Source organism: Plantibacter sp. ME-Dv--P-095, assembly GCF_030209365.1.
Classification (GTDB): domain Bacteria; phylum Actinomycetota; class Actinomycetes; order Actinomycetales; family Microbacteriaceae; genus Plantibacter.
Map to the genome: position 1 here is coordinate 26,442 of NZ_JARVSB010000003.1, position 22,969 is coordinate 49,410.

Sequence of the window (22,969 nt, forward strand, 5' to 3'; positions counted from 1 at the left end):
CTGGGGAGGATCACCATGGATTCGACGGACGCCACCGTCCCCCACCACGACGCCCCACGGTTGGGCAACCCGGACCTTCCGGCGGAGGGCGAGGAGAACACCCTCCTCCATCCGCAGAGCACGCGGATGACCGGTCCGCAGAACCCGGCCGTCGCGAGTCAGTTCCCGAACCAGATCGACGCTCCCGGCACCGACATCAGCACGCAGGCGTTCTTCTGGTCGTCCTTCAACATCTCGCCCCGTCGGGTCCAGGACGGCGGCTGGGCGCGCGAGGTGACCAAGCAGGACTTCGCGATCTCCGACGAGATCGCCGGCGTCAACATGTACCTCGAGGCCGGTGGCATCCGCGAGCTCCACTGGCACCAGACGGCGGAGTGGGCCGTCATGACCCGGGGGAAATGCCGGGTGACGACCCTGAGCCGGTCCGGGCTGCCGAGCGTGGAGGACGTCGAGGAGGGCGACCTGTGGTTCTTCCCCGCGGGCACGCCGCACTCCCTCCAGGGCCTCGGGCCCGACGGCGCCGAGTTCGTGCTCGCCTTCGACGACGGCGAGCAGTCGGAGTCGAACACCCTGCTCCTCACGGACTGGTTCGCGCATACGCCCCCGGACGTCCTGGCCAAGAACTTCGGGGTCGCCCAGGAGACCTTCTCGGACATCCCGCTGCACAACCTGTGGATCTTCCCCGGTGACGAGCCTGGCCCGCTCGCGAAGGACCAGGAGGACGCCGGCGTCGAGTGGGGCGCCTCCGAACCGATCATCTTCCGCCTCTCCCGGTCGAAGCCCCTCCACCGCAACAGCGGTGGCAGCATCCAGATCGCCGACAGCACCAACTTCCCGCTGTCGCAGTCCGTCGCCGCCGCGCTGGTCACCGTCGAGCCAGGCTCGATGCGTGAGCTGCACTGGCACCCGAACGCCGACGAGTGGCAGTACTACCTGCGCGGGTCCGCCCGCATGACCGTCTTCAACACCGGCCCGCACGCGAACACGACCGACTTCCGGCCCGGCGACATCGGCGTCGTGCAGAGGAACCTCGGGCACTACGTCGAGAACACCGGCGACGACGTCCTCCAGTTCCTCGAGGTGTTCCGCACCGACCGGTACGAGGAGGTCTCGCTCGCGAACTGGTTGGCGCACGTCCCGCCGTCGCTCGTCGCCGCGCACCTGAACATCGACGAGGCGACCCTGGCGACCTTCCCGAGGGAAGCTCAGGGCATCACGCCACTCCGGCCCTGAGCCGCAGGGTGGTTCTCGGCGGGCCACGCTCGCCGGGACCCACCGCCCTAGCTTGAGCGGGACAGCACTCGTATCCATCCGCGCGGAGGGGCACCGATGAACGGCGAACGCAGCACGAGCGACACCATGGACAGCGCCTGGTCCGTCCCCGACGACCGGGCCTTCGTCCTCGGCGACCTGCTCTGCGACCACCGCGACCGTCGGCGGCGGGCCCTGCACACCGCTCGGACCCGACGCTGGCTCGACGCCTACGGCGACGTCGTCGTGCGCTCCGTCCTGCTCTCCACGACGAGCGTCCAACAGCGCGACGAGTTCGCCCGCGCCCTCCGCCACGGTGGCCGGGACCACACGATCGTGCTCGAGCAGCTCGGCGAGTTCGTCCTGGTGACCTCGGAACGCCGGGCGCCCGGGACCGTCGCCGACTGGATCGGCTCCGTCGTCCCGACCGGCGTCCGGGTGTCGGCGATCGGGTCCGCCTCCCTCCACGCCGACGAGGACGACCTGCTGCACGCGGTCAACGAGGCACGCACGGCGGCCGACATCGTGGGGCAGGTCGGCCAGGCGGTCGGTTCGACCCGGGCCGAGGAGCTCGGCGGTTGGCGGTTGCTCCATGCGATCGAGGCGGACCCCTCCCTCATCACCGCGGTGTCTCCCGCCGCCGACGAGCTGCGGCACGCCGACCCCGTCCGGCTGGAGACCATCGAGACCTACCTCGACGCCGGCTGCAACGTCGTCGCCGCCTGCGAGCGCCTGCACATCCACCGCACGACGCTCTACTACCGCCTGGACACGATGCCGGAGGTCGTGCGGGAAGCCCTTGCGGACGGCTGGAAGCGGAGCACCTTGCACCTGACGCTGAAGCTGCTGCGCCTGTGGAACGACCGGACGCCGGCGTCGGGACGCGCGTCGGCTCCGTCCGGGGCTCGGCGACCGCGGGACGGCCGGCGGGCGATCGCCCCGGTCCGGCAGCTGCATCCGCGCACCGCGGGCGCCGAGGAGCTCCCGCGATGACGAGTTCCTCGCGTCGGGTCCCGATCGAGCCGCAGTCCGTCGACGCGCCCCTGAGCGGGACGGCCGTGTTCCTCGTGCTGACCGTGAGCGATGCGGCGGGCGCCATGGACACCGTCCGCAGCACGCTGGCGAGCGTCGCGGACGTGCTCAAGAACGTCGCGTTCCGCGACCTCGACGCCGCCCTGTCGTGCACGGTCGGGATCGGGGCGCGGGTCTGGGGCGAACTCACCCGGGGTCCGCTGCCGAGCGAACTCCATGTCTTCCCGACGGTCGTCGGCGACCGGCACACCGCGCCGTCGACGCCCGGCGACGTGCTGCTCCACATCCGAGCCGCGCGACGCGACCTGTGCTTCGAGTTCGAGCGGCAGCTCCTCGACCTGCTCGGCGACGCCGTCGAGGTCGTGGACGAGACCGTCGGCTTCCGCTCCTTCGACGTGCGGGACCTGCTCGGGTTCGTCGACGGCACCGCGAACCCCGTCGGCCAGGACCTCCCCGACGCGACCCTCGTCGGTGACGAGGACCCCGCGTTCGCGGGCGGCAGTTACGTCGTCGTGCAGAAGTACACGCACCCCTTGGATCGCTGGCGTGCGCTCACGACCGAGCAGCAGGAGGCGATCATCGGTCGCACGAAGGCCGAGAACATCGAGCTCGACGACGCCGAGACCGGCCAGAAGTCGCACAAGACCCTGTCGACGATCGTGGTGGACGGCGCCGAACACGACATCCTCCGGGACAACATGCCATTCGGCAGCCCGGCCCACGGCGAGTTCGGCACGTACTTCATCGGGTACGCCCGGCGGCTGTGGGTGATCGAACGGATGCTGCAGCGGATGTTCGTCGGCGATCCTCCCGGCCTGCACGACCGGCTCCTCGACTTCTCGACCGCACAGACCGGTTCGGTGTTCTTCGCGCCCAGCGCCGCGTTCCTCGAGGCGATGGACGACGACCCGGACCCGGCCCTGCCCGACGCGCCGACCACCACCACCGACACCCCCGCGACACCGCCGGCCGACGGCTCACTCGGCCTCGGGTCGCTCCGCCCGGCCGACGACAGGACGACGTCATGAACCACCTCTTCCGCCACCTCGCCCCGATCACGGAGGAGACCTGGCAGATGCTCGACGATGAAGCGCGCACGAGACTGACCCCGGTCCTCGGTGGACGACGTCTCGTCGACTTCGCCGGGCCGCTCGGCTGGGAGCACTCGAGCACCGACGTGGGGCGCGTCGGCGCGGTCGTCGACGCTCCGCTCGACGGGGTGATCGCCCGCCGACGCACCGTCCTCCCGCTGACCGAGGTGCGCGCCGACTTCGTCCTCTCCCGCGGCGAACTCGACAGTGCCGCCAGGGGCGCGCTCGACGTGGACCTCTCGCCCCTCGACGACGCGGTCACGAGCCTCTCGACCGTCGAGAACACGGCGATCCTCGCCGAGTGGCCTGCGGCGGGGTACACGGGGATCTCGGCGGCCTCGCCGCACCAGCCGTTGCCACGTGAGGACGATCCCACCCGCTTCGCCCAGGTGGTCGCGGCAGCCGTGGAGACGCTCGCCCGCGCCGGGATCGGCGGCCCGTACGCGCTGGCCGTGGACACGCCCAGCTGGGTGTCGGTCGCGGGTGGGAACGACGCGGGTGGCGCACGGCTCTCATCCCACCTGGAATCGATCCTCGGCGGCGGCATCGTGTGGACGCCGGGCATCGAAGGCGCCGTCGTCATCAGCCGCCGCGGTGGCGACTTCCTCTTCGAGTCCGGCCAGGACATCGCCCTCGGGTATGCGGCGCACACCGCGGACTCGGTCAGTCTCTACCTCGAGGAGTCGTTCAGCTTCCGGGTCGTGACGCCCGAAGCGGCCATCGCGATCCGCTAGCGCGGCGAGCGCTGGAGCGGCGAACCGGCGTCGGCTGCTGCGCCGGCCCGGGGCGCCTGGGCGGGGAGGGACGTCTCGACGGCTCCAGCACCGGTCGTCCGGAACCGCCGCTGGTACTCCGAGGGCGTCGTGTTGTAGCGGGCGGCGAACGCGCGACGGAACGCGATCGGGCTGGCGTACCCGGCGGCGGCGGCCACCTCACCCACGGTGTCGCCGGCCTCAAGCATGCCGAGCGCGACGTCGAGCCGGAGCGATCCCACGTATTGAATCGGCGTCATGCCGAGTTCGTCGCGGATGACCCGGTTGAGGTGGCGGACGCCGACGTTCGCGTGGGCGGCGATGTCGGCGAGCGAGCCCGCCCGGGTGGGGTCGCCGTGGATGTAGTCGGCGACGGCCTTCGCGATCGAGGTGCGCGCCGGCTTCGCCCGGACCGAGGCGGAGAACTGCGACTGTCCGCCGGAGCGCCGCATGTAGACGAGCAGCAGCTGGGCGATGGACCGTGCGACGTCCGCGCCGTGGTCCTCCTCCACGATGGCGAGCGCGAGGTCGATCCCGGCGGCGACCCCGGCGGACGAGTAGGTGTCGCCGTCGCGGACGAAGATCGAGTCCGGTCGCACGTCGATCGACGGGTAGGCGGCCGCGAGAGCACCGGTGAACTTCCAGTGGGTCGTCGCCGACTTGCCGTCGAGGAGCCCCGTGACCGCGAGGGCGAACGCGCCGCTGCAGATCGAGGCCACCCGGTCTGCGCGCGACGCGAGGAGCCGGACCGCGGCCTGCACCTCGTCCGGTCGGTACACCTGCGGGGCCGACTCGCTCCCGGGGACGATCACGAGGTCGAGCGGGCCGCTGTCCGCCGCGGCTGCGTCCACGCCGACGCGCAAGCCCATGGAGGTGACGACGTCGCGTCCGTCGTGGGAGAAGAACCGGACGTCGTAGCCGTCGACCCGTTGGTTCGCCTCCGTGAACACCTCCGCCGGGCCGACGAAGTCGAGCGTCTTCACCTGGTCGAACAGGAAGACCCCGACCCGTCGCCGTCGTGGAGGCGTACCGAGTCCGTCCCGTGGTCGGGTCACCGGCTGGGGCGGGCTCATGCCTTCATCCTGCCCGACGATCCCCGGCACGACCACCACCGGTTTCGACGTCTGTCGAAGACCTCGGCGACGAACGTCCGACAACGGCCGTCCGGTCGCGGCGTACGCTCGGACCGGCAGGTCCGCGACCCGGGCTTCCGACCACCGTCACGACGCCCAAGGAGCTCTCCCATGCGACTCGAACGCGCAGGATCCATCCCCCTCGACCTGACGGGCCGCACCGCGCTCGTGACCGGTTCGACGAGCGGCATCGGCTACGCGATCGCGGCGCGACTCGTGGAGGCCGGTGCGGACGTCATCATCAACGGGCGCGACGCCGACCGGCTCGAAGCGGCCATCCTGTCACTCGACGAGGAGTCGGTCGAGTCGGTCCGCGGGATCACCGCCGACGCGAGCACCGCCGAGGGTGCGGAGCAGCTCGTCGCCGAGGCCGGGCACGTCGACATCCTCGTCAACAACCTGGGGATCTTCGAAGCCGTGCCGGCGCTCGACATCACCGACGAGCAGTGGCGGTCGATGCTCGAGGTCAACGCGCTGGCGGCCGCACGGCTCACCCGGCTCCTGCTCCCCGGCATCTCCGCCCGCGGTTGGGGTCGCGTGATCAACATCGCCAGCGACTCGGCCGTGGTCATCCCCGAGGAGATGATCCACTACGGCGTGTCGAAGACCGCCCTCCTCGCCGTGAGCCGCGGCTTCGCGAAGGCGGCGGCCGGCACCGGGGTGACGGTCAACTCCGTGATCGCGGGCCCCACGCACACGCCCGGTGTCGAGACCTTCGTGCGGCAGCTCGTCGGCGACGAACTCGACTGGGACGCCGCCCAGCGCGAGTTCATGCGGTTGCACCGCCCACAGTCGCTCATCGGACGACTCCTCGAGCCCGTCGAGATCGCCAACCTCGTCGTCTACCTGTCGTCGCCACTCGCGTCGGGCACGACGGGCGGCGCCCTCCGCGTCGACGGCGGCTACGTCGACTCGATCCTCCCCTGACCGCCGCGACGACCGAGAGCCGGGCGACCCGATGACGACCTCCTCCGTCCCGACCCGATCCCGCGTCTCGCACGGTGCCGGATTCTGGATCGTCGCGACCACGTTCCTGCTCGTGATGGCGTACTCGACCGTCCCGACACCGCTGTACGCGCTGTATCAGGCGAAGGACGGCTTCCCCGTCTCGACCATCACGGTCATCTTCGCCGCCTACGCCGTGGGGGTCGTCTTCAGTCTGTTCTTCGTCGGGCACATCAGCGACTGGGTCGGACGACGGCGCATGCTGCTCATCGCGATCCTCATCTCCGCCCTCTCGGCCGTGCTGTTCCTGCTGTGGAACAGCGTGGAGGGGCTGATCGTCGCCCGCGTGGTCAACGGCGTCAGCATCGGCGTCCTCACCGCGACCGCGACCGCACACCTCGGCGAGCTGCGAGCGGTGGCAAAACCGGATGAGAACGCGGTGGTCGCCGCCTCGGTCGCCGGGGCCAGCAATCTCGGAGGCCTCGCCCTCGGCCCGCTCATCGGCGGACTCTTCGCGGAGTTCCTCCCCGATCCGCTGGTCCTCCCCCACGCGGTGTTCCTCGTCGCACTCATCGTCGCGGGGATCGTGATCGCCGCGGTGCCGGAGACCGTCGAGCAGAGCGAGCCGAAGCGACGCTATCGACCGCAGCGACTCGCGGTGCCGGCGTCCTCCCGGGGAGCCTTCGTCGCAGCCGGCTTCGGGGCCTTCGCCGGCTTCGCGCTGCTCGGCCTGTTCACCTCACTCGCCCCGACCATCCTCATCGGCACCTTCGACGAACCCGACCACCTCCTCGCCGGGGCGACGACGTTCTCCGTGTTCGGGGCGGCAGCCGTCGGACAGGTGCTCCTCGCCCGACTGCCGTTGCAGCGCCAGCTCCTCATCGCGACCGTCAGCTGCGGCGTCGGTCTCGCCGCCGTCGCCGCCGGTGCGGTGCTCCCGCAGCTGGGCGTCTTCATCGTCGGCGGGATCATCGCCGGACTCGGGGTCGGCGTCCTCTTCAAGTCGGCGATCGCCACGGCCGCGTCCCTCGCCGACCCGGCCCGCCGCGGTGAGACGCTGTCGCTCGTCTTCCTCATCGCCTACTGCGGGCTCGCCCTCCCGGTGCTCGCGATCGGGTTCGCCCTGACCTTCGCGCCCGAGATCGAGGTGCTGCTCATCTTCGTCTCGCTCGTGCTGGTGACGACGGTGCTCGCCGGTGTCGCGATGACGCGGCGGGCGGCCCGACAGGCCTGACCAGGCCGGCCGTTCTCCGGGGTCCCGGTCTCACGCCTACCCGTACGTCTCGGCCAGGTAGCGGTGGGTGAGCGAGACCGCCATCGCGCCCTCGCCGACCGCGGAGGCGACGCGCTTGATCGAGTTGGCTCGGACGTCCCCCGCGGCGAACACCCCGGGTTGGTTCGTCTCCAGGTGCATCGGCTGCCGGGCGAGCGGCCACCGGGTGAGGTGCTCCGGCAGGAGGTCCCCGCCGGTCAGCAGGAAGCCACGGCTGTCGAGCGCGACCGCCGAATCCTCCGCCCAGGCGGTGTTGGGCCGGCCGCCGATGCAGATGAACAGACGCGTGGCCGGGATCTCAGTGGTCGTGCCCGCGGACTCGACGGTGAGCGCACGGAGGCGGTCGTCACCGTGGAGCGCCGTGACCCTGGTGTCGACGAGGATCTCGACGTTCGGAGCCGCGAGCAGGCGACGGAGGAGGTAGGTCGACATGGTCGACGACAGCGACGGACCACGGACGAGGACCGTGACCCGCTCGGCGTGCGCCGCGAGGTTCATCGCCGCCTGCCCGGCTGAGTTCGCGCCCCCGACGATGTACACGTGCGCGCCCACGCACGACGACGCCTCGCTCGTGCCGGCTCCGTAGAACACCCCGGAGCCCTCGAACTCGTCCTCGAGCGGCAGTCCCAGCCGACGCCATTGCACCCCGGTGGCGCAGATGACCGCACGCGCGGACAGGTGGGAGCCGTCCGCCAACTCGGCCTGCATGTGGTGGTCGCCGAAACTGCGGCTCAAGCTGTGCCGCATGACGAGGAGTTCGGCGCCGAACGCGATCGCCTGACGCCGCGCCTGTTCGGCGAGCGCCGCCCCCGAGATGCCGTGCGCGAACCCGAGGTAGTTCTCGATGAGGCTGCTCGAACCGGCCTGGCCACCGACGGCGTCGCGTTCGACGACGGCGACGTCGAGGCCCTCCGACGCCGCATAGACCGCCGCCGAGAGCCCCGCTGGGCCCGCGCCGTACACGAGGACGTCGTACTCGCTGCGCTTCGGGCGTTTGATCCAGCCGAAGTGCTCAGCGATCTGCGCCGGGGTCGGGTCGGCGAGTCGGGTGCCGTCCGGGAAGACGACGACGGGCAGGCGGGTCTCCGTCAACCCGGCTCCGAGCTGGTCGAGGCAGTCCTCCTCCGTCTCGATGAGGACCGTCTGGAACAGGACGCCGCTGCGCGTGAGGTAGTCGCGGATCGCGAACGCCTCGCGCCCGAAGGACCGCTCGAACACCAGCAACGGCGCGATCGCCACCTCCCCGACGGCGGTCATGAACCGAGCAGGCGTTCCCAGTCGGCCGGCACCCGCTCGTGCGGACCGGGGACCGTCTGCGACCGCGGGTGGCTGAGCGGCGGTGCGAGCGTGGGACCGGCGAACGACTCCTCCGTGCCGTAGTCGTAGAACCAGTCCTCCCCCGGTTCGTAGCTGCGGATCACCCGGTGGCCGGTCGCGGTCGCGTGCTTCGTCGCGTGTGTGTTGAGCGAGTCGTCGCAGCACCCGATGTGGCCGCAGAACGTGCAGCGGCGCAGATGCAGCCACCAGCTGGCGGTCGCCTCGCACTCGACACAACCGGGTCCGGACGGCGGGACGTCCGGCTTGATGAATCGCTCGACATCGTCCATGGTGGATCCCTTCCTCGTCTCGTCGTCCGACGACGTGGACCCACCGTACGTCGGCCGGAACGGACTGGCCTTCGACGGGCGTCGGAAGTCCGCAGGAGGGCCGGATCGGCGGTGCGTCAGCGTCAGCGCCGGGCGTTCTGCACGATCGCGGCGAGGGCGTCGAGATAGGACTCGAAGGCGACCCGTCCGTCCGCGGTGAGGGCGATGCGTCGACCGCGGCGGTCGGTGTCGCTCTTCCCGACCTCGACCACCCCGGCCTCGGCGAGCGCCGAGAGGTGCTTCGAGAGCGCCGACTTGCTGACGCCGGTGATGCGGAGGAGCGAGGCGAAGTCAGTGTACTCAGCGGGCGCGAGCGCTGACAGCAGCGCGAGGCGGGCGGGCTCGTGGAAGAGCGGGTTCAGCGCCGGACGGCTGATCTCGGCGTCTTCGGCTCGGTGGTCGTCAGACATCGCGCGACCCCGACCGCCCGCCCAGCGTCGCGGAGCCGTTCGCGAGCCGCACCAGCGCGGGCAAGCAGGCGGCGAACACGACCACGGCTGCGACGACCGCCGACACCGTGTTGGGTACAGGGACGCCTGCGGAGCGGGCGATCCATTGGGTCACGACGTAGACCACGGCGACGGCCACGCCACTCGCGGTGAGCAGCAGGACGCCCCTCCGGTCAGACCAGTCGAGGCGGAGTCGCACCGGCCGCGCGAGGGACAGGGCGACGAAGCCGATGGCGACGAGTCCGAGCAACCAGACCATGTCGAGGTCGACGACGACCCCGAGCGCGATGATGAGCACCGCAGTGAGGATCGCGGTGGTGAGTGCTCCCTCGCGGGCGGAGCGGCGTGAGGCGTCTCGCGCCTGGTTCCAGCGGTCCTGTGCGTCTTCATGATCCATGATCGACCTCCAGTCGTTGCGTCTGGAGAAACTATCACAGTGTTTCCCCAAAGGAAACAACCGCTGCCGTCAGAGGTCGAGCGACAGCCGCCGGCCGAGGGCTTCGATCGCGGCTTCGTCGCGCTGGTAGTGCGACCACTGGCCGATCCGGGTACAGGTGACCAGGCCGGCGCGCTGGAGCGTCGCCATGAACTGCGAGGCGGTCGACTGGGAGACCCCCGCCCGCGCCTGGATGTGTTTCAGACAGACGCCCACCTCGCTCGCGGGCCGATCCTGGGGCGGGAACGACTCGGGGTCCTTCAGCCAGCCGAGGATCGCGAGGCGCGTCGGGTGCCCGAGTGCCTTGAACACCGCCACCAGGTCCGACTCATCAGCGTTCGCCATGGCCCCACTATATCGCTATATCGCGATCTCCCGATGTTGTGTGAGACTGTGCATCGGTAAATCACGATCTAACGATGGAGAAGTCATGACGCAACACACAGCACTCGTCATCGGCGCCCGCGGCGTCATCGGCGGGAACCTCATCACCCACCTCGAGACGCTCGGATGGGACGTCATCGGTCTGTCGCGCCGCGGCGGGACGGACCGAGGTGCCGTCCGCCACATCGCCGTCGACCTGCTCGACCGCAACGCGACCATGCAGGCCCTCCGCGGCCTGACCGAAGTGACCCACGTCTTCTACGCCGCCTACCAGGACCGCCCGAGCTGGGCCGAACTCGTCGCCCCGAACCTCGCCATGCTCACGAACGTCGTCGACGCCGTCGAACCCGTCGCGACGCACCTCGAGCACATCAGCCTGATGCAGGGCTACAAGGTCTACGGCGCCCACCTCGGCCCCTTCGCGACACCGGCGAAGGAGTCCGACCCGCCGCACATGCCGCCCGAGTTCAACGTCGACCAGCAGCAGTTCCTCGAACGCCGACGCGTCGGGGCGAGCTGGTCCTGGTCCGCGCTGCGCCCCTCGGTCGTCGCCGGGATCGGCCTGGGCAACCCCATGAACCTCGCCATGGTCATCGCCGTCTACGCGTCGATGAGCAAGGAGCTCGGCATCCCGTTGCGCTTCCCCGGCCGACCCGGCGCCTACACGAGCCTCATCGAGATGACCGACGCGGACCTCCTCGCGAAGGCGACGGTGTGGGCGGCGACCACCGAGGACGCCCGCGATCAGGCGTTCAACATCACGAACGGCGACCTGTTCCGGTGGTCGTCGATGTGGCCGAAGATCGCCGCGTTCTTCGACCTCGAGGTCGCGCCACCCTTGGAGATGCAGCTCGCCGAGGTCATGGCCGACAAGGAGGCGCTGTGGAACGCGATGGTCGACCGGCACGGGCTCGTCGCCACGCCCTATCGGGACGTGTCCTCATGGACGTTCGGGGACTTCGTGTTCTCGTGGGACTACGACGTCATCGCGGACACCTCGAAGTCCCGGCGAGCCGGGTTCCACGAGTACGTCGACACCGAGACGATGTTCCTCGGCATCTTCCAGGAGCTGCGCGAGCAGCGGCTCATCCCCTAGCGGCGGATGCGTGACCGCTCGCCCGGCGGCCACGCTGACGCTGGCTCCGCAACAGCCCCAGCGCCATGGGCATCGCGATGCCGAGGAAGCAGATCAGGGCGAGCACCGGTGTCGTCATGCGGGCATGATGCCCGCCCGAGCTTGGAACGAGCGGTCAGGAGGCGAACGCGGAGAGCGCGGCCTTCGCGACCGCCGCGACGAGCGCGTCTTCGTAGTCGGCGTCGGGGTCCAGGGTGGTGGTGAAGATCGACAGGATGATCGGCTCCCGATCCGGCGGACGGACGATCGCGACGTCGTTCCGGATGCCACCCGCGCCACCCGACTTGTCGGCCACCGGCCAGTCGGCGGGTGCACCGGCTCGGATCAGGGTGTCGCCGGTCGCGTTCCCGCTCATCCAAGTGAGGAGCGTCTCCTGGTCGGCGGGCTCCAGCACGGAACCGTCGATGAGGCGGGAGAGGTCGTCGGCGAACGCGGCGGGCGTGCTGGTGTCCTCGGTGCTGCCGGGCTCGATCACGTTGAGTGTCGGCTCCGCGTTGACCACCTCGATCACCTCGTCACCGAGGGCGGAGAGCGCGGCGTCCAGTCCGCTCGGCCCGCCGATCCGGACGAGGACGAGGTTGAGCGCCGTGTTGTCGCTCCGACGTACCGAGGCCTCGGCCAGTTGCGACAGGGTGAGGCCGGTGTCGACGTGCTCGCTCGTCACCGGTGAGTAGCCGGCCGCCTCGACGTCCTCCGCCGACCAGGTGACGAGCTCCTCCCGCGCCGCGGCGGGCACCTCGTGGAGGAAGACGGCTGCGGCGAGCGCCTTGATCGTCGAGGCGTATCCGAAGCGCTCATCGGCCCGGTAGGACAGTCGGGCTCGGGACCCGGTGTCGATCGCGCTGACCCCGACGCGCGCGCCGAACTCGGCCTCCAGCGCCTGGAACTCCGCCGAGCGGTCGGGTGCGGGGACCACCGCCGGTGCCGACGATGTCGGTGCCGCGCTCGGGCCACCGGAGGGCGACGGAGCGGACGGGCTGCAGCCGACGACGCCGATCAGCAGCGCTCCGGTCAGGACGACGGTGCGAAGGGAGAGTCGACGGCCGGTCATGAACGAGGGCGATCGGTCCCGGTGATCTGCTGGTCGAGTCGCTCGAGGTCTTTCGCGACGAGCTCGATGTCGCGGGCGAACTCGTCATCGTCGAGCTCGATCTGGCGGACCGTGAAGACGACCTCCGCGCCGTCCGGGTGCGACAGGACCCGGACGGGGTTCGTGACCACCGTGCCCGTGGGCAGCGTGACGTCGTGATCGAGCACACCGAACCGGTTGCGCTCGACGAAGCGGACCTCCACGCGGCCCATCGGCGATTCGACGAACAGGGAGTCGCCCTCGCGCACCACCGCGGCCTGCGCGAGTCCGGCGGCCCAGCGCGGCAGGTTGTCGACGTCCGACGCGTACTCGTAGACGGCTTCCGGCGAGGCGGCGATGACCCGACTGACGTGGTGGCTTCTCATCGTGGCATCATGCCAGCCCTGACGGCCGCACGGCCACCGCGTCAGCCGACAGCGCGGAGGCCGACCAGGCCCGCGGCGATGACCCGACGCGCTGCGAGAAGGCGCGCGAGAACGCCGGCGCACTGGCGTACCCGAGGCGCGAGGCGGTGCGGCCGACCGGCTCCCCGGCACGGAGCATGCCCTGCGCGAGCGTCACGCGCCAGCTGGTGAGGTACTCGGCGGGAGGCATCCCGACCAGCGCGGCGAACCGAGCCGCGAACGTGCTTCTCGACAGCCGTGCCTCCTCCGCCATCGACGTCAACGTCCACGGCTCACCCGGCGCCTCGTGGATGGCGACGAGCGTGCGTGCCAGCGCGGGATCCGCCAGCCCGGTGAGGAGGCCCGCCGGCAACCCGACCTCGTCCGTGTGGTCGAGCATCCAGCGGAACAGTTGCATGAGGACCACCTCGAACAGCCGGTCGACGATGACCCGCTGCCCGCAGGCACCGGCGTCGACCTCGGTGAAGAGGAGATCGAGGGCGGGCCGGAGCGTTGTCACTGCGTCGAGCGGGATCACGACGACCGGCGGCAACGCGAGGAGGAGCGGATGTGTGGCACCGCCCTCGACGTCGATGGTGGCGCAGGCGAATTCGGAGTCCTCGGTCGGCGCGTTGTGGAAGGCGTGTTCCAGCGGCCTCGGGTAGAACAGCAGGCTCGGGCGATCGACCTCGACGGTCTCCATCCGGCCGTCGGCGTGCTGATGCGTGACGGTCATCTCGCCGTCGCGGAGCACGTGCAGGAAGCCGCGCCCGGGGCTCGCCGCGAACGTGGTGACGCCGCACAGCGGGCCCGCGTGGAAGAGGCTCGCCCGGATCCGGAACTGTTCGAGCATCGACGACAGGCGGTCCACGGGGTACATACCGCCAGCATCTCAGACGATCTGCACCGAAGTCCAGACGTATTGCAACGAATCGTCCGGTGTCGGCGCGCAGGATGGGATCACCCCCGGAGACACCGGGCCAGTCAGAAGAGGAACCCAGCCATGTCACTCATCCCCCTCGTCGATCCCGAGACCGCGACCGGAACCACCAAGGAGCAGCTCGACCAGATCCGCGCCGCCTTCGGCACCGTTCCGGCAATGTTCAAGACCGTCGCGAACTCGCCCGCTGCCCTGACGAGCATGTGGTCGGCCTTCGGCGCGTTCGGCGCGAGCAGCTCGCTCGGCGCAGCCCTCGGCGAGCAGATCGCCGTCGCCGTCGCCAACCGCAACTCCTGCGAGTACTGCCTCGCCGCGCACTCCGCGCTCGGCCGGAAGGCCGGTGTCAGCCGTGACGCCATGGCGGCTGCGCAGACCGGGCAGTCCCACGACCCGAAGACCGCCGCCATCCTCGCCTTCGCGCTGCGGCTCGTCGAGCTCCGGGGTCAGGTCCCGTCCTCCGACGTCGAAGCGCTGCGCTCGCACGGCGTCACCGACGAGCAGATCGTCGAGATCGTGGGCCAGGTCGCCCTGAACCTGTTCACGAACTACCTCAACGTCGCGCTCGAGGTGCCGGTCGACTTCCCGACCGTGGCGCTTCGCCCTGCAGCCTGAGCGGGGTGGTCCCGATGACCGAATCCTGGCTCCCCACCCTGCTGGCCGCCACACCGGAGGATGGCTATGCGCTCGCCATCAAGCTGTCGAGAACCGGCGTCAAGATGACCCAGCCTGACGCGGACGTCCGCGCACGTCTGCGGGTCGCCTATGCGGAGAACGCCGACAGCCTGATGGGCGCCTCCCAGGTGATCGCGATCAACTTCCAGACCGTCGCCGCAGCGAACGGCTACTGGCGTTGACCGCCGAACCGCCGCACCACGATCCCGCCCGCGGATGACGTCCACGAGGCGGGATCGTCCTGCGGACGGACGCCTCGGGCGGCAGCGGTTCGTAGCGTGGAAGCATGCCCCGAACCACCCGTGACCACCCTCCCCTGCAGCAGCCGATCACCGGGCGGAGACGACGACGGGGCCGCATCGTCGGCGTCGTCGCGGCGTCGCTCCTCGCGGTGATCGTGGGTGGCGCGATCGTCGCCGCACCGCTCCTGCGGTCGTTCGGGATCTACCTCGTCCCGCCGTCGCCGCAGACCTACGCGGAGGTCGCGCTCGACGGCATGCGCCAGGGCATCGAGGCGACGCCGAAGCGGTACGCGGAGGTCCGGGCGCGAGTGCTCTCCGAGGTCGCCGACGCCGACGTGTACACCGACACCTATGGGCCGCTCGCCGCAGCGGCATCCGAACTGGGCGGCCCCCACACGACGTTCGCCGATCCCGCTGCGGCCGCGGAGCAGTTCGGGCCATCCTCCGGGAACGAAGCGGACAACGAGCTCCCGACCGTGACCAGCACCGACGGCGTGACGACCATCCGCCTGCCGACCCTGATCGGCGGCGGGACGGGGCCGGACTCCTTCGGCCAGCGGTACATCGACACGGTGACGACCGCCATCGCAGACGCGGCGCCCAGCACGACCGACTGGGTCGTCGACCTCCGCGACAACCACGGCGGCAACGTCTGGCCGATGCTCGCGGCCGTCGCACCGCTGTTGGACGACGGCACGGTCGAGACGTTCGAAGCCGTCGACCGATCCACCGTGGTATCGGTGGACGGCGGCACGGTCTCCTCGGATGGTGCGCAGCAGGCCGCGGCGACGAGTCCGCAGCAGAAGGTGGACGGCCCCATCGCCGTGCTGATCGACGGGATGACCGGCAGCTCCGCCGAAGCGGTCGCGATCGCGTTCATCGGCCAAGCGGACGTGCACGTGTTCGGGCAGCCGAGTTACGGCTTCAGCACCGCCAACCAGCCGCTCCGCCTCTACGACGGAGCGGTGGTGAACCTGACCGTCGCCGTCGACGCCGATCGCACCGGCAAACGGTACGGGGTCCCGATCCAGCCGGACACCGTCGTCGACGACGCGCAGCTGCCGGCCGCGGTCACGGACTGGCTCGCGACGTTCCGCTGAGCGGCGACCGCCCGATCAGCGGAAGTCGCCCACCTGCCGCTCAACGGGCGCGGACGGACGGCCTACTCAGCGTTGCACACATGGACCGGACGTGCCCAGGACGAGGACCGGCCCCCACTCTGACGTGTCGGCGAATTCGTCGAGACGGACGTAATAGCCGTCATCGGAGATGAAGGAGACGCCGCTCGTGGCGTCTGAGGAGTCGTCGGCTGCGACCGCCTTCTCGACCTTCCACGCCGGCCTGTCGGCATACATCGCCGCGGCCTCGTCCAACCAAGCGTTGCGATCGAACCCCTCTGCGACGCTCACCGTGATGCTGCCGTCGTACTGGGCGGCACCGCCGCTGCAGGCGAGGTCGACCTCCTTCTCGCTCACCGTCGACGCTCCGTCAGGCAACGTCGCTTCGAACTCCTGACGCAAAGCGAGCGCCGCTTCCTTCGCAGACTCGTAGCTGGGCCCACGGTCGAGCGCCCCGCACCCTGCAAGGGTGCCGACGAGGCAGATAGCGAGGAGAGTGCTGACGGCGCGGCGCATGGCGACCTTCATACCACGACGGTCTGGCCCGGTGGACTCGCGAGGAGCGTCCTCCGACCCCCCGCCCCCGGATCCTGACCGCGGCGTTCCCGAGCTGTCGGGCGCCTGGTCTCAGCGGAAGTCGCCGACCTGTCGCTCCACGGGCACGGTGCCCTCGACGACCACATCGCCGGTGTGCGCGGTCGTGACGGTCTCGATGAGGACGATCTCGACCTCCTCCTCGGCAATGGGATTGTGTTGCACGCCTCGCGGTACGACGAAGAACTGGCCCGGGGTCAGCACCACCTCCTGGTCGTCGGGGAGCTGGATCCGGAGGGTGCCGGAGACGACGAGGAACATCTCGTCCTCGTTCGCGTGGTCGTGCCAGACCAGTTGGCCGAGCAGCTTGGCGACCTTCACGTACTGGTCGTTCACCCGTCCGACCACTCGTGGGGTCCAGTGGGCCTCGACCTGTCGGAGTTCGGCCGCGATGTCGATCCCGTTCAGAGCTGTCATACGACCATCGTCCCGGACCGGATGCAGGGAGTGCCGCACGACACCTCCAACGTTCCGGACACCGGCTTGGAGGACGAGCGGCCGGCGCATGCCCCGACGCGCCAACCGCTCAGGGGGCACCCGCGTAAGCTGCGCGCATGGGGTATCGGGACTGGGATGAGACCGCTGCGGTCGACCGCGTCAGCGACTGGCTCCTGAAGAACTGGGCGGTGCGGGTCGTCCTGGTGTCCGCCGTCGCACTGCTGGCGTTCGGCGTGGACGTCGCGTCCCCTCCCGCGGCCTTCCGCACGTGGTTCATCATCGCGGTCCTGGTCGCGGCCGCGACGATCGCGCTCGTGCAGTTCGCCCGCGCTCGTCGACGTCGGCGGACGCACGCTCAGCCTGACCGAACCGACTAGCCCCAGCCCGCGCCTCGCGTGCACCCGGCCGATCGGATCACACCGGGAGCGGACGGTTCCAGCCGGGGACGTGCACACCGACCGTGTCTTGGGCGGTGCCGTTCCACGTTACGTAGAGACCGGCCACATCCTGCATCGCCGAAGCGACCAGTCCGCCGGCCACCCGCTCGGCGTCGTCCACCGTCTGGAGCCACGTCGCCTGTGCCTCTCGGTCGCCGGCGGCTGCTCGCGCGTTGAGCTCAGGCGTCAGGACGTCGACCATCGCGCTGTCGAGATAGGAGAAGCTGACGTCGATCCGAGACGCCCGCGCGATCTTCATGAGGTCGTCGATCGCCGCCACCGCGAAGGAACGGTCGTGGTCGCCGTGTTCGCGTTCGACCCGTTCGAGCGCCCGGTCCCGACAGCAGTCGAGACCGACCCGCACCGCCACGCCCTGATCGCGCAGGTGGTCGAGCGCGGTGGCGAACGCGACCTCGGAGCCGGACCCGGCGGCGGTCTCGGCGATCCGGGTGTCGACGACCTCCGCGAGGACCCCGTCCGCCGACCCCGCGTCGAGCCCGACGACCTCGGCGTACCTGCGGACGACGGGCCGCGCTTCGTCGATCGAGACGAACCCGGGGAACACGAGGTCGCGCGCATACGTGCGCACGAAGAACGACGCAGCCCCGGCATCGCCCGGAGCCCGCAGGTACGGCGAGATGAGGCAGGTGCGCCAGTGGTCGTCGGCGAGTGGTCGGGTCGTCATGCGACCATTCTGGCCGGAGACGGGTACACCCCCGCTACCCCTGGAGCGCGGCGAGGATCGGGAGATATGCGAGGAAGACCGCACCACCGGCACCGAACCCGGCGATGACCTGCGCCGTCGTGTGCGCCCCCTCGCGGACGCGGGCCCAGCCGACGACGAGCGGCACGAGGAGCAGGGTCGCGGCGAGCGCCACGGGCAGGGAGCCGAACTGCAGGATGGCGACGAAAGCGGCGATGGCCGCGTGGATCGACAACTTCCACGCCAGGTTCACCGCCGTGACGACGAGCAAGCCGATGATCGCGGCGATGCCGACGGCCAACAACCGGGCGTCGGCGCCGAGCCAGACGAGCAGTGACACGCCGAGCACCACGGACACCAGCACGCACGCGAGGATCGGTCCGCGCTGGCGGCGGTCGGAGACGAACCGCCCGCTGACCCTGCCGGAGCGCGCCAACAGGATGAGTGCCGCGTAGGGCAGGACCGCGATCAGCAGCGAGGCGAGCAGGGCCGTCCAGATGCCACGCGGTGCGGTGCCGACACCGGCCTGGATCAGGGCGAACGTCAGGAGCGGCGCCGGCCCGAAGACCTCCGAGACCACCTGGGCGACGCGGAGGCTGCCGGTGGGGCGGGGAGCAGGACGCATCCCTCGACGGTAGTGCCCCGGGGCGGCGGCCGAGTCACGGTGCCAAGCGACAACCTGGTCGGACCGCCGACTATCCTCGTGAGGGTCAGGGCAGACGCGACGCCGACACTGAACAGCAGCGTGGAGTGGCATCCCATCCATCGGCGTTCGAGCCGACGATCGAACGGAGCACGGCGATGACCTCACTCGGATTCGCAGGTCAGCGAGTCGCCTTGGTGACCGGTGCCTCGAGAGGGCTCGGTGCCGGGATCGCCCGCCGGCTGGGTGCTGACGGGTATTTCGTCGCCGTCAACTACCGATCCGGGGCCGAGCAGGCGGCCGACGTCGTCGAGTCGATCCGGCAGGCCGGTGGTGCCGCCGAGGCGTTCAGCGCGGACGTGACGGACGAGGAGTCGGTGGTCTCGCTCGTCGAGCACATCACCGAGGCAGCCGCGCCCATCTCCGTGCTCGTCGCCAATGCGACGGGCCCGCAGCCGTCGGTGCCGATCGACCGGCTCGGCTGGGACGACCACGTCGCCCAGTTGGCGTTCTTCGTGAAGAGCCCGACCCTCCTCGTGCGTTCCATCGCCCCGCACATGCGTGAGCAGCGGTTCGGCCGGATCATCCAGATCGGCTCGGACATGTTCGAGCGTGCCCTCCCCGAGATGTCCGCCTACGTCGCGGCGAAGGGTGCCCAGCTCGGGTTGACCAGGTCGTGGGCGCGCGAGCTCGGGCCGGACGGCATCACCGTGAACCTCGTCGCCCCCGGGTGGATCCCCGTCGAGCGCCACGCCGACGCGTCAGCGGAGGACATCGCGGCGTATTTGGCCGAGGTGCCGATGGGGCGCATGGGCACGATCGCCGACATCGCCGACACCGTCGCGTTCCTCGCCTCCGACCGGACCGGGTTCATCACGGGCCAGCGCATCACCGTCAACGGCGGCCACACCATCGATTGACGCGGACCCGCGACTCGCGGTCAGCAGGGGTTGCCGACACCCCTCGCGATCACGACCGAGGGCGACGACGCGCGGTGAGGATGAACGCGATCAGCCCGCACACGAACTGCACCGCGGCGAGCACCAGCTGGAACACGTCGCCGGGCTCACCGGACCAGTCGATGAGGCACAGCACGAGCTGCGCGAGCCCGGCGACGGTCAGCAGCGCCGCCGCAGCGAGCAGGAGGGTGGAACGGGTCCTCTTCATGGGCGGCGGTGGCATGGACGTCAGCCTAGGTCGTCCCGGCCGGTCGTCGCCAGCGGTTCCTTCACGTCATGCGCAGCTCAGCGTGCGGGGCACACTGCGAGCGCGACTCGCCGCCGGAAGCCTGCGGCTAGGGTGGCCGGATGAAGAACGCGGCTGCGGCACCCTGGGTCCGGCTCGGGTTCCTCGGTGTTCTCGCGCTGATCCTTGGCTTGAACCCGTCCATGCCGCTCCCGTTGAAGCTCGCCGCCCTCTCGCTCCTCGCCCTCAACCTGGCGATGACCCTCCTCAGGTGGCGCGACGACCGCCGGCGTCGAGCGGCGCACGAGGACGGCGAACCCTCATAGTTCGCTGGCCACGCTCGAGTCCTGAGTTCAGAGCGTGAGGAGACCGTCGGGGTTCCGGTCATCGACGCATGGATCCCGTGAGGACCGGCATCCGGCGGGTTGGTGAGGCGTAGACCGGTCGTCATGACCCTCACGACCATCCTGCCCTCGCTCCGCCGCAGCATCCCGGACCCGTTCGTCCCTGACCGTTGGCCGGCACACACCAGCCTCAGCACCACGGACGTGATCGTCGCCGACGTCTCGATGCTGCACCTAGTCGCACGGCAGGGAACGCCGTGCGTCCACACGGCGGCAGCGGTGATCCCCGGCACCGGCGGGTGTCCGTCCTCCAGCGAGCAGACCTCCGTGATCGTCGCCAGCGTCGTCGCGGTGGCCTTCGGTGAAGACGGCCATCACCTCACCCTCGACGCCCGCCTGTCGGAAACCGACGCGTGCTGGTCGGAACTCCGCTTGATCGGCCGGGCGTCCACGACGCACTCCGTCGCCTTCCGCGTCGAGAACGAATCCGCCATCGATCCGGCGGGCGACGAGCCGTGCGTGCAGCTCCCGCGAGACCTCGTGGCTGGAGACCTGCTCGCCGTACCGTGTCGAGGTGGGGTCGCTCAGGCGGTCGGCTCGGTGTCCGGCTTCATCCAGAACGGTGAGTAGTGGTAGCCGTCCGGGTCGTCGAACTGGCGCTGGTACATGAACGGGTAGTCGTCGGTGTCGCCGACCCGTCCGCCCGCGGCGCCAGCACGCTCGACGAGTTCGTCGACCGCTTCCCGGCTGCCGAGGTCGAACGAGACGGTGACCTTCGACGGCGTGTCCGGTCCGCCGATGAGGTCCTCGGTGCCACCGACCCCGGCGTACATCTCGCGGCTGCCGAGCATGACGAACTGCTCGGGAGCGATCTCGAAGCAGGACACCTGCTCGGAGGACATCGCCGCGTTGCGCGTCCAGCCGAGGGCGTCGTAGAAGGCGGTCGCGCGTTCGACGCTCTCGACCGGGCAGGTGATGAAGAGGCTCATGCGGTCAAGCTACGCCCGGCACGAATCAGCCACAAGGACGATCTCCGGGCTGCGGTCGGCGCGATGCGCGACCGTCCGATGGCGACGCCGCGATGGTCGAGTCCATCGCCGCTGACCGGGATGCTCTAGGCGAGTCCGGCCGCGTCGCCTTCTGCACCGTCGCCCGCTTGGGCGTGCACGATCCGCACCCGCGTGACGGAGAAGGACGCGCGCGCGAACGCGTTCCGCATCGGCACGTTCGCGGCGTCGGTCGTGCCGACGATCCGGTCCTGACCGTCGTCGTGGTGCACGTGGACCATCTCCGCCAGGAGGTCGTGGACGTACCCGTGTCCGCGATGGTCGGGCAGCACGCCGAGATAGCTGATGCTCGCGTCGTAGGCGGTCCTGGTCGGGATGATGAACCCGACGGTCGTGCCGTCGAGGAGTTCGGCGACCCGCCACGCCTCGCGCTTCCCCGGCAGGGAGCGGTAGAACGCGAGGTCGTCGTCGGCGAGCGCCTGCACGCCTTCGCTGGCGACCATGTCGAGGGTGTGCGCGTCGAGCGTCCCGGTCGCGACCTGGGCGAACAGCTCGTGGAACCGCTCGTCCGGGGCTTCGACGAAGCGCAGGCGGGTCGAGCGCGGGGGTCTGGGATCGGTGCTCGACCTCGCGAAGCTGATGCGTTCGGTGGTGCGAGAAAGCCCTCCCCCGTGAGCCGCGGCCTCCCGCCAGCGGACGGCGGCGACCGCTCCGGGGTCATCCGCCCACCCCGGAGCGACGTCGACGTTGAACTCCAGTGCCGGGCCGGCGCCGAACGCGTCGACGCCGGCGCGGATGAGGGCCGCTCCGACCACCTCAGGGGCCGACAGCTCGGGGTCGGCAGCGAGGAGGTCGAGGGTGGCAGGTCTCGACGCGTCGGACTGTCCCCACCAGAGCGCGTGACCGACGATCCGCCCGTCCCGCTCGGCGACCCAGGTCCATTCCGGCCGATAGTTCCGGGCATCGACCTCGCCGCCGAAGCGCTCGAAGGCCACCGTCGTCACCGGGCCACTCATCGCCCAGTCGGGCAGGTGGCGCAGCTCAGGCTCGGTGGCTGGTCGGATCAGGACGTCTGCTCGGGTGTCGGTCATCCCTCCCACCTTGGCGAGGAGCGCTTGGTCTGTCCAGGGCGGATCTGGTGCGTCCAGACGCCGGCACCGCCGTCCGGCAGGGTGCCGCTCAGCGCGGTTCGGTCTTCGTCAGGTCCTGGGCGAGCATCACCAGGATGCCGCTCGGGCCACGCAGGTAGGTGAGTTTGTAGACGTCCTGGTAGTTCGCCACACCACGAAGCGGGTAGCACCCGTGTCGGGCCGCCGTGGCGAGCGCGACGTCGATGTCGTCGACCGAGAAGGCGACGCGGTGCATGCCGATCTCGTTGGGCGCTGTCGGTTCCGTCTCGATCGCGTCCGGGTGCAGGTACTCGAACAGCTCGATCTGCCCGTGACCATCCGGCGTCTTGAGGACGGCGATCTTGGCGTGGTTGCCGTCGAGACCGACCGCGGTGTCCGCCCAGTCGCCGCTGATGGTGTCCCGCCCCGCGACTTCGAGCCCGAGGTCGACGAAGAAGGAGATGGCCTCCTCGATGTCCCGGACGGCGATCCCGACGTTCTCCAGCTTGATTGCCATGACCCGCATGCTACTCACCG

Annotated in this window: 31 protein-coding genes; 14 read left to right on the plus strand and 17 right to left on the minus strand. The window is 70.3% G+C overall.

Annotated features, from left to right (window positions below):
* Nucleotides 1-15 precede the first annotated feature (15 nt).
* The 4 genes from QRN26_RS02635 (at nt 16) to QRN26_RS02650 (ending at nt 4,108) form a co-directional block, all read left to right on the plus strand.
* Complete coding sequence (locus tag QRN26_RS02635; RefSeq protein WP_285035147.1) at nt 16-1,233, plus strand: cupin domain-containing protein; 1,218 nt, start codon at nt 16-18, stop codon at nt 1,231-1,233.
* A 96-nt stretch (nt 1,234-1,329) separates the two neighbouring features.
* Nucleotides 1,330-2,244 carry a PucR family transcriptional regulator gene (locus QRN26_RS02640; protein WP_285035148.1) on the plus strand — a complete coding sequence of 305 codons (915 nt, stop codon included), beginning with the start codon at nt 1,330-1,332 and terminating at the stop codon, nt 2,242-2,244.
* A complete protein-coding gene (locus QRN26_RS02645) occupies nt 2,241-3,311 on the plus strand; it encodes a Dyp-type peroxidase (protein ID WP_285035149.1) in 1,071 nt (356 codons plus the stop codon). Before QRN26_RS02640 ends, QRN26_RS02645 begins: the two co-directional genes overlap by 4 nt.
* A complete protein-coding gene (locus QRN26_RS02650; RefSeq protein WP_285035150.1) occupies nt 3,308-4,108 on the plus strand; it encodes a family 1 encapsulin nanocompartment shell protein in 801 nt (266 codons plus the stop codon). Before QRN26_RS02645 ends, QRN26_RS02650 begins: the two co-directional genes overlap by 4 nt.
* Here the strand turns inward: QRN26_RS02650 and QRN26_RS02655 are convergent.
* Nucleotides 4,105-5,199, minus strand: coding sequence for a GlxA family transcriptional regulator (locus QRN26_RS02655; RefSeq protein ID WP_285035151.1), 1,095 nt, complete (start codon nt 5,197-5,199; stop codon nt 4,105-4,107). The two genes, QRN26_RS02650 and QRN26_RS02655, sit on opposite strands and share 4 nt — an antisense overlap.
* A 171-nt stretch (nt 5,200-5,370) precedes the next feature.
* Here QRN26_RS02655 and QRN26_RS02660 point away from each other — a divergent pair, with 171 nt between their 5' ends.
* Both QRN26_RS02660 and QRN26_RS02665 read left to right on the plus strand, forming a co-directional pair.
* Nucleotides 5,371-6,186, plus strand: a complete 816-nt coding sequence (locus tag QRN26_RS02660) for an SDR family NAD(P)-dependent oxidoreductase (RefSeq protein ID WP_502927366.1) — start codon at nt 5,371-5,373, stop codon at nt 6,184-6,186.
* A 31-nt stretch (nt 6,187-6,217) separates the two neighbouring features.
* Complete coding sequence (locus QRN26_RS02665; RefSeq protein ID WP_285035152.1) at nt 6,218-7,438, plus strand: MFS transporter; 1,221 nt, start codon at nt 6,218-6,220, stop codon at nt 7,436-7,438.
* 36 nt (nt 7,439-7,474) lie between these two features.
* Here QRN26_RS02665 and QRN26_RS02670 read toward each other — a convergent pair whose 3' ends face one another.
* The 5 genes from QRN26_RS02670 to QRN26_RS02690 form a co-directional block, all read right to left on the minus strand.
* Nucleotides 7,475-8,734: an FAD-dependent oxidoreductase gene (locus QRN26_RS02670; protein ID WP_285035153.1), complete on the minus strand. Its 1,260-nt coding sequence runs from the start codon at nt 8,732-8,734 to the stop codon at nt 7,475-7,477.
* Nucleotides 8,731-9,084 carry a UBP-type zinc finger domain-containing protein gene (locus QRN26_RS02675; RefSeq protein WP_056780693.1) on the minus strand — a complete coding sequence of 118 codons (354 nt, stop codon included), beginning with the start codon at nt 9,082-9,084 and terminating at the stop codon, nt 8,731-8,733. The genes QRN26_RS02670 and QRN26_RS02675 overlap by 4 nt, the downstream gene beginning before the upstream one ends.
* Nucleotides 9,085-9,206: 122 nt before the next feature.
* Nucleotides 9,207-9,533, minus strand: a complete 327-nt coding sequence (locus QRN26_RS02680; protein ID WP_285035154.1) for a transcriptional regulator — start codon at nt 9,531-9,533, stop codon at nt 9,207-9,209.
* A complete protein-coding gene (locus QRN26_RS02685; RefSeq protein ID WP_285035156.1) occupies nt 9,526-9,969 on the minus strand; it encodes a hypothetical protein in 444 nt (147 codons plus the stop codon). Before QRN26_RS02685 ends, QRN26_RS02680 begins: the two co-directional genes overlap by 8 nt.
* 69 nt (nt 9,970-10,038) lie before the next feature.
* Complete coding sequence (locus QRN26_RS02690) at nt 10,039-10,353, minus strand: ArsR/SmtB family transcription factor (protein ID WP_285035157.1); 315 nt, start codon at nt 10,351-10,353, stop codon at nt 10,039-10,041.
* An 85-nt stretch (nt 10,354-10,438) separates the two neighbouring features.
* Here QRN26_RS02690 and QRN26_RS02695 point away from each other — a divergent pair, with 85 nt between their 5' ends.
* Nucleotides 10,439-11,488, plus strand: coding sequence for an SDR family oxidoreductase (locus QRN26_RS02695; protein ID WP_285035158.1), 1,050 nt, complete (start codon nt 10,439-10,441; stop codon nt 11,486-11,488).
* 154 nt (nt 11,489-11,642) lie between these two features.
* Here QRN26_RS02695 and bla read toward each other — a convergent pair whose 3' ends face one another.
* Genes bla through QRN26_RS02710 form a run of 3 tightly spaced genes read right to left on the minus strand, consistent with a single transcriptional unit; the run spans nt 11,643 to nt 13,880 of the window.
* On the minus strand, nt 11,643-12,578 hold the full coding sequence (gene bla, locus QRN26_RS02700) for a class A beta-lactamase (RefSeq protein WP_285035159.1): 936 nt from the start codon (nt 12,576-12,578) through the stop codon (nt 11,643-11,645).
* Nucleotides 12,575-12,982 (minus strand): SRPBCC family protein, encoded by a 408-nt coding sequence (locus QRN26_RS02705; RefSeq protein ID WP_285035161.1) that lies wholly within the window; start codon nt 12,980-12,982, stop codon nt 12,575-12,577. The genes bla and QRN26_RS02705 overlap by 4 nt, the downstream gene beginning before the upstream one ends.
* A 7-nt stretch (nt 12,983-12,989) precedes the next feature.
* Nucleotides 12,990-13,880, minus strand: a complete 891-nt coding sequence (locus tag QRN26_RS02710; protein WP_056780681.1) for an AraC family transcriptional regulator — start codon at nt 13,878-13,880, stop codon at nt 12,990-12,992.
* Between the two features lie 123 nt (nt 13,881-14,003).
* Between QRN26_RS02710 and QRN26_RS02715 the strand changes: the two genes are divergently transcribed.
* The 3 genes from QRN26_RS02715 (at nt 14,004) to QRN26_RS02725 (ending at nt 15,954) form a co-directional block, all read left to right on the plus strand.
* Nucleotides 14,004-14,552, plus strand: coding sequence for a carboxymuconolactone decarboxylase family protein (locus tag QRN26_RS02715; RefSeq protein ID WP_056010419.1), 549 nt, complete (start codon nt 14,004-14,006; stop codon nt 14,550-14,552).
* Between the two features lie 14 nt (nt 14,553-14,566).
* The gene (locus QRN26_RS02720) at nt 14,567-14,794 is read left to right on the plus strand and encodes a hexameric tyrosine-coordinated heme protein (protein ID WP_056011878.1); all 228 of its coding nucleotides are present in this window, start codon (nt 14,567-14,569) and stop codon (nt 14,792-14,794) included.
* 104 nt (nt 14,795-14,898) lie between these two features.
* The gene (locus QRN26_RS02725) at nt 14,899-15,954 is read left to right on the plus strand and encodes a S41 family peptidase (protein ID WP_285035162.1); all 1,056 of its coding nucleotides are present in this window, start codon (nt 14,899-14,901) and stop codon (nt 15,952-15,954) included.
* Nucleotides 15,955-16,020: 66 nt separating this feature from the next.
* Here QRN26_RS02725 and QRN26_RS02730 read toward each other — a convergent pair whose 3' ends face one another.
* Together QRN26_RS02730 and QRN26_RS02735 are read right to left on the minus strand one after the other, a co-directional pair.
* A complete protein-coding gene (locus tag QRN26_RS02730; protein ID WP_285035163.1) occupies nt 16,021-16,500 on the minus strand; it encodes an LptM family lipoprotein in 480 nt (159 codons plus the stop codon).
* A gap of 99 nt (nt 16,501-16,599) precedes the next feature.
* Nucleotides 16,600-16,983, minus strand: coding sequence for a cupin domain-containing protein (locus tag QRN26_RS02735; protein WP_285035164.1), 384 nt, complete (start codon nt 16,981-16,983; stop codon nt 16,600-16,602).
* A 137-nt stretch (nt 16,984-17,120) separates the two neighbouring features.
* On the opposite strand from QRN26_RS02735, the gene QRN26_RS02740 reads away from it, so the two are divergent.
* Nucleotides 17,121-17,381 (plus strand): hypothetical protein, encoded by a 261-nt coding sequence (locus tag QRN26_RS02740; RefSeq protein ID WP_285035165.1) that lies wholly within the window; start codon nt 17,121-17,123, stop codon nt 17,379-17,381.
* A 37-nt stretch (nt 17,382-17,418) separates the two neighbouring features.
* Here QRN26_RS02740 and QRN26_RS02745 read toward each other — a convergent pair whose 3' ends face one another.
* Both QRN26_RS02745 and QRN26_RS02750 read right to left on the minus strand, forming a co-directional pair.
* Nucleotides 17,419-18,126, minus strand: coding sequence for a hypothetical protein (locus QRN26_RS02745; RefSeq protein WP_285035166.1), 708 nt, complete (start codon nt 18,124-18,126; stop codon nt 17,419-17,421).
* A 34-nt stretch (nt 18,127-18,160) separates the two neighbouring features.
* Nucleotides 18,161-18,769 carry a phosphatase PAP2 family protein gene (locus QRN26_RS02750; RefSeq protein ID WP_285035167.1) on the minus strand — a complete coding sequence of 203 codons (609 nt, stop codon included), beginning with the start codon at nt 18,767-18,769 and terminating at the stop codon, nt 18,161-18,163.
* Nucleotides 18,770-18,945: 176 nt separating this feature from the next.
* On the opposite strand from QRN26_RS02750, the gene QRN26_RS02755 reads away from it, so the two are divergent.
* On the plus strand, nt 18,946-19,707 hold the full coding sequence (locus QRN26_RS02755; protein ID WP_285035168.1) for an SDR family NAD(P)-dependent oxidoreductase: 762 nt from the start codon (nt 18,946-18,948) through the stop codon (nt 19,705-19,707).
* A gap of 49 nt (nt 19,708-19,756) precedes the next feature.
* Here QRN26_RS02755 and QRN26_RS02760 read toward each other — a convergent pair whose 3' ends face one another.
* The gene (locus QRN26_RS02760; RefSeq protein WP_285035169.1) at nt 19,757-19,969 is read right to left on the minus strand and encodes a hypothetical protein; all 213 of its coding nucleotides are present in this window, start codon (nt 19,967-19,969) and stop codon (nt 19,757-19,759) included.
* A gap of 125 nt (nt 19,970-20,094) precedes the next feature.
* Between QRN26_RS02760 and QRN26_RS02765 the strand changes: the two genes are divergently transcribed.
* Nucleotides 20,095-20,298, plus strand: a complete 204-nt coding sequence (locus tag QRN26_RS02765) for a hypothetical protein (protein ID WP_285035170.1) — start codon at nt 20,095-20,097, stop codon at nt 20,296-20,298.
* 123 nt (nt 20,299-20,421) lie between these two features.
* A complete protein-coding gene (locus tag QRN26_RS02770) occupies nt 20,422-20,946 on the plus strand; it encodes a hypothetical protein (protein WP_285035171.1) in 525 nt (174 codons plus the stop codon).
* On the opposite strand, the gene QRN26_RS02775 is transcribed toward QRN26_RS02770, so the two are convergent.
* The 3 genes from QRN26_RS02775 to QRN26_RS02785 form a co-directional block, all read right to left on the minus strand.
* Nucleotides 20,901-21,305 (minus strand): VOC family protein, encoded by a 405-nt coding sequence (locus QRN26_RS02775; protein WP_056780664.1) that lies wholly within the window; start codon nt 21,303-21,305, stop codon nt 20,901-20,903. The two genes, QRN26_RS02770 and QRN26_RS02775, sit on opposite strands and share 46 nt — an antisense overlap.
* Before the next feature lie 125 nt (nt 21,306-21,430).
* Nucleotides 21,431-22,414, minus strand: coding sequence for a GNAT family N-acetyltransferase (locus QRN26_RS02780; protein WP_285035173.1), 984 nt, complete (start codon nt 22,412-22,414; stop codon nt 21,431-21,433).
* Between the two features lie 88 nt (nt 22,415-22,502).
* Nucleotides 22,503-22,949: a VOC family protein gene (locus tag QRN26_RS02785; RefSeq protein WP_056011872.1), complete on the minus strand. Its 447-nt coding sequence runs from the start codon at nt 22,947-22,949 to the stop codon at nt 22,503-22,505.
* Nucleotides 22,950-22,969: the final 20 nt, after the last annotated feature.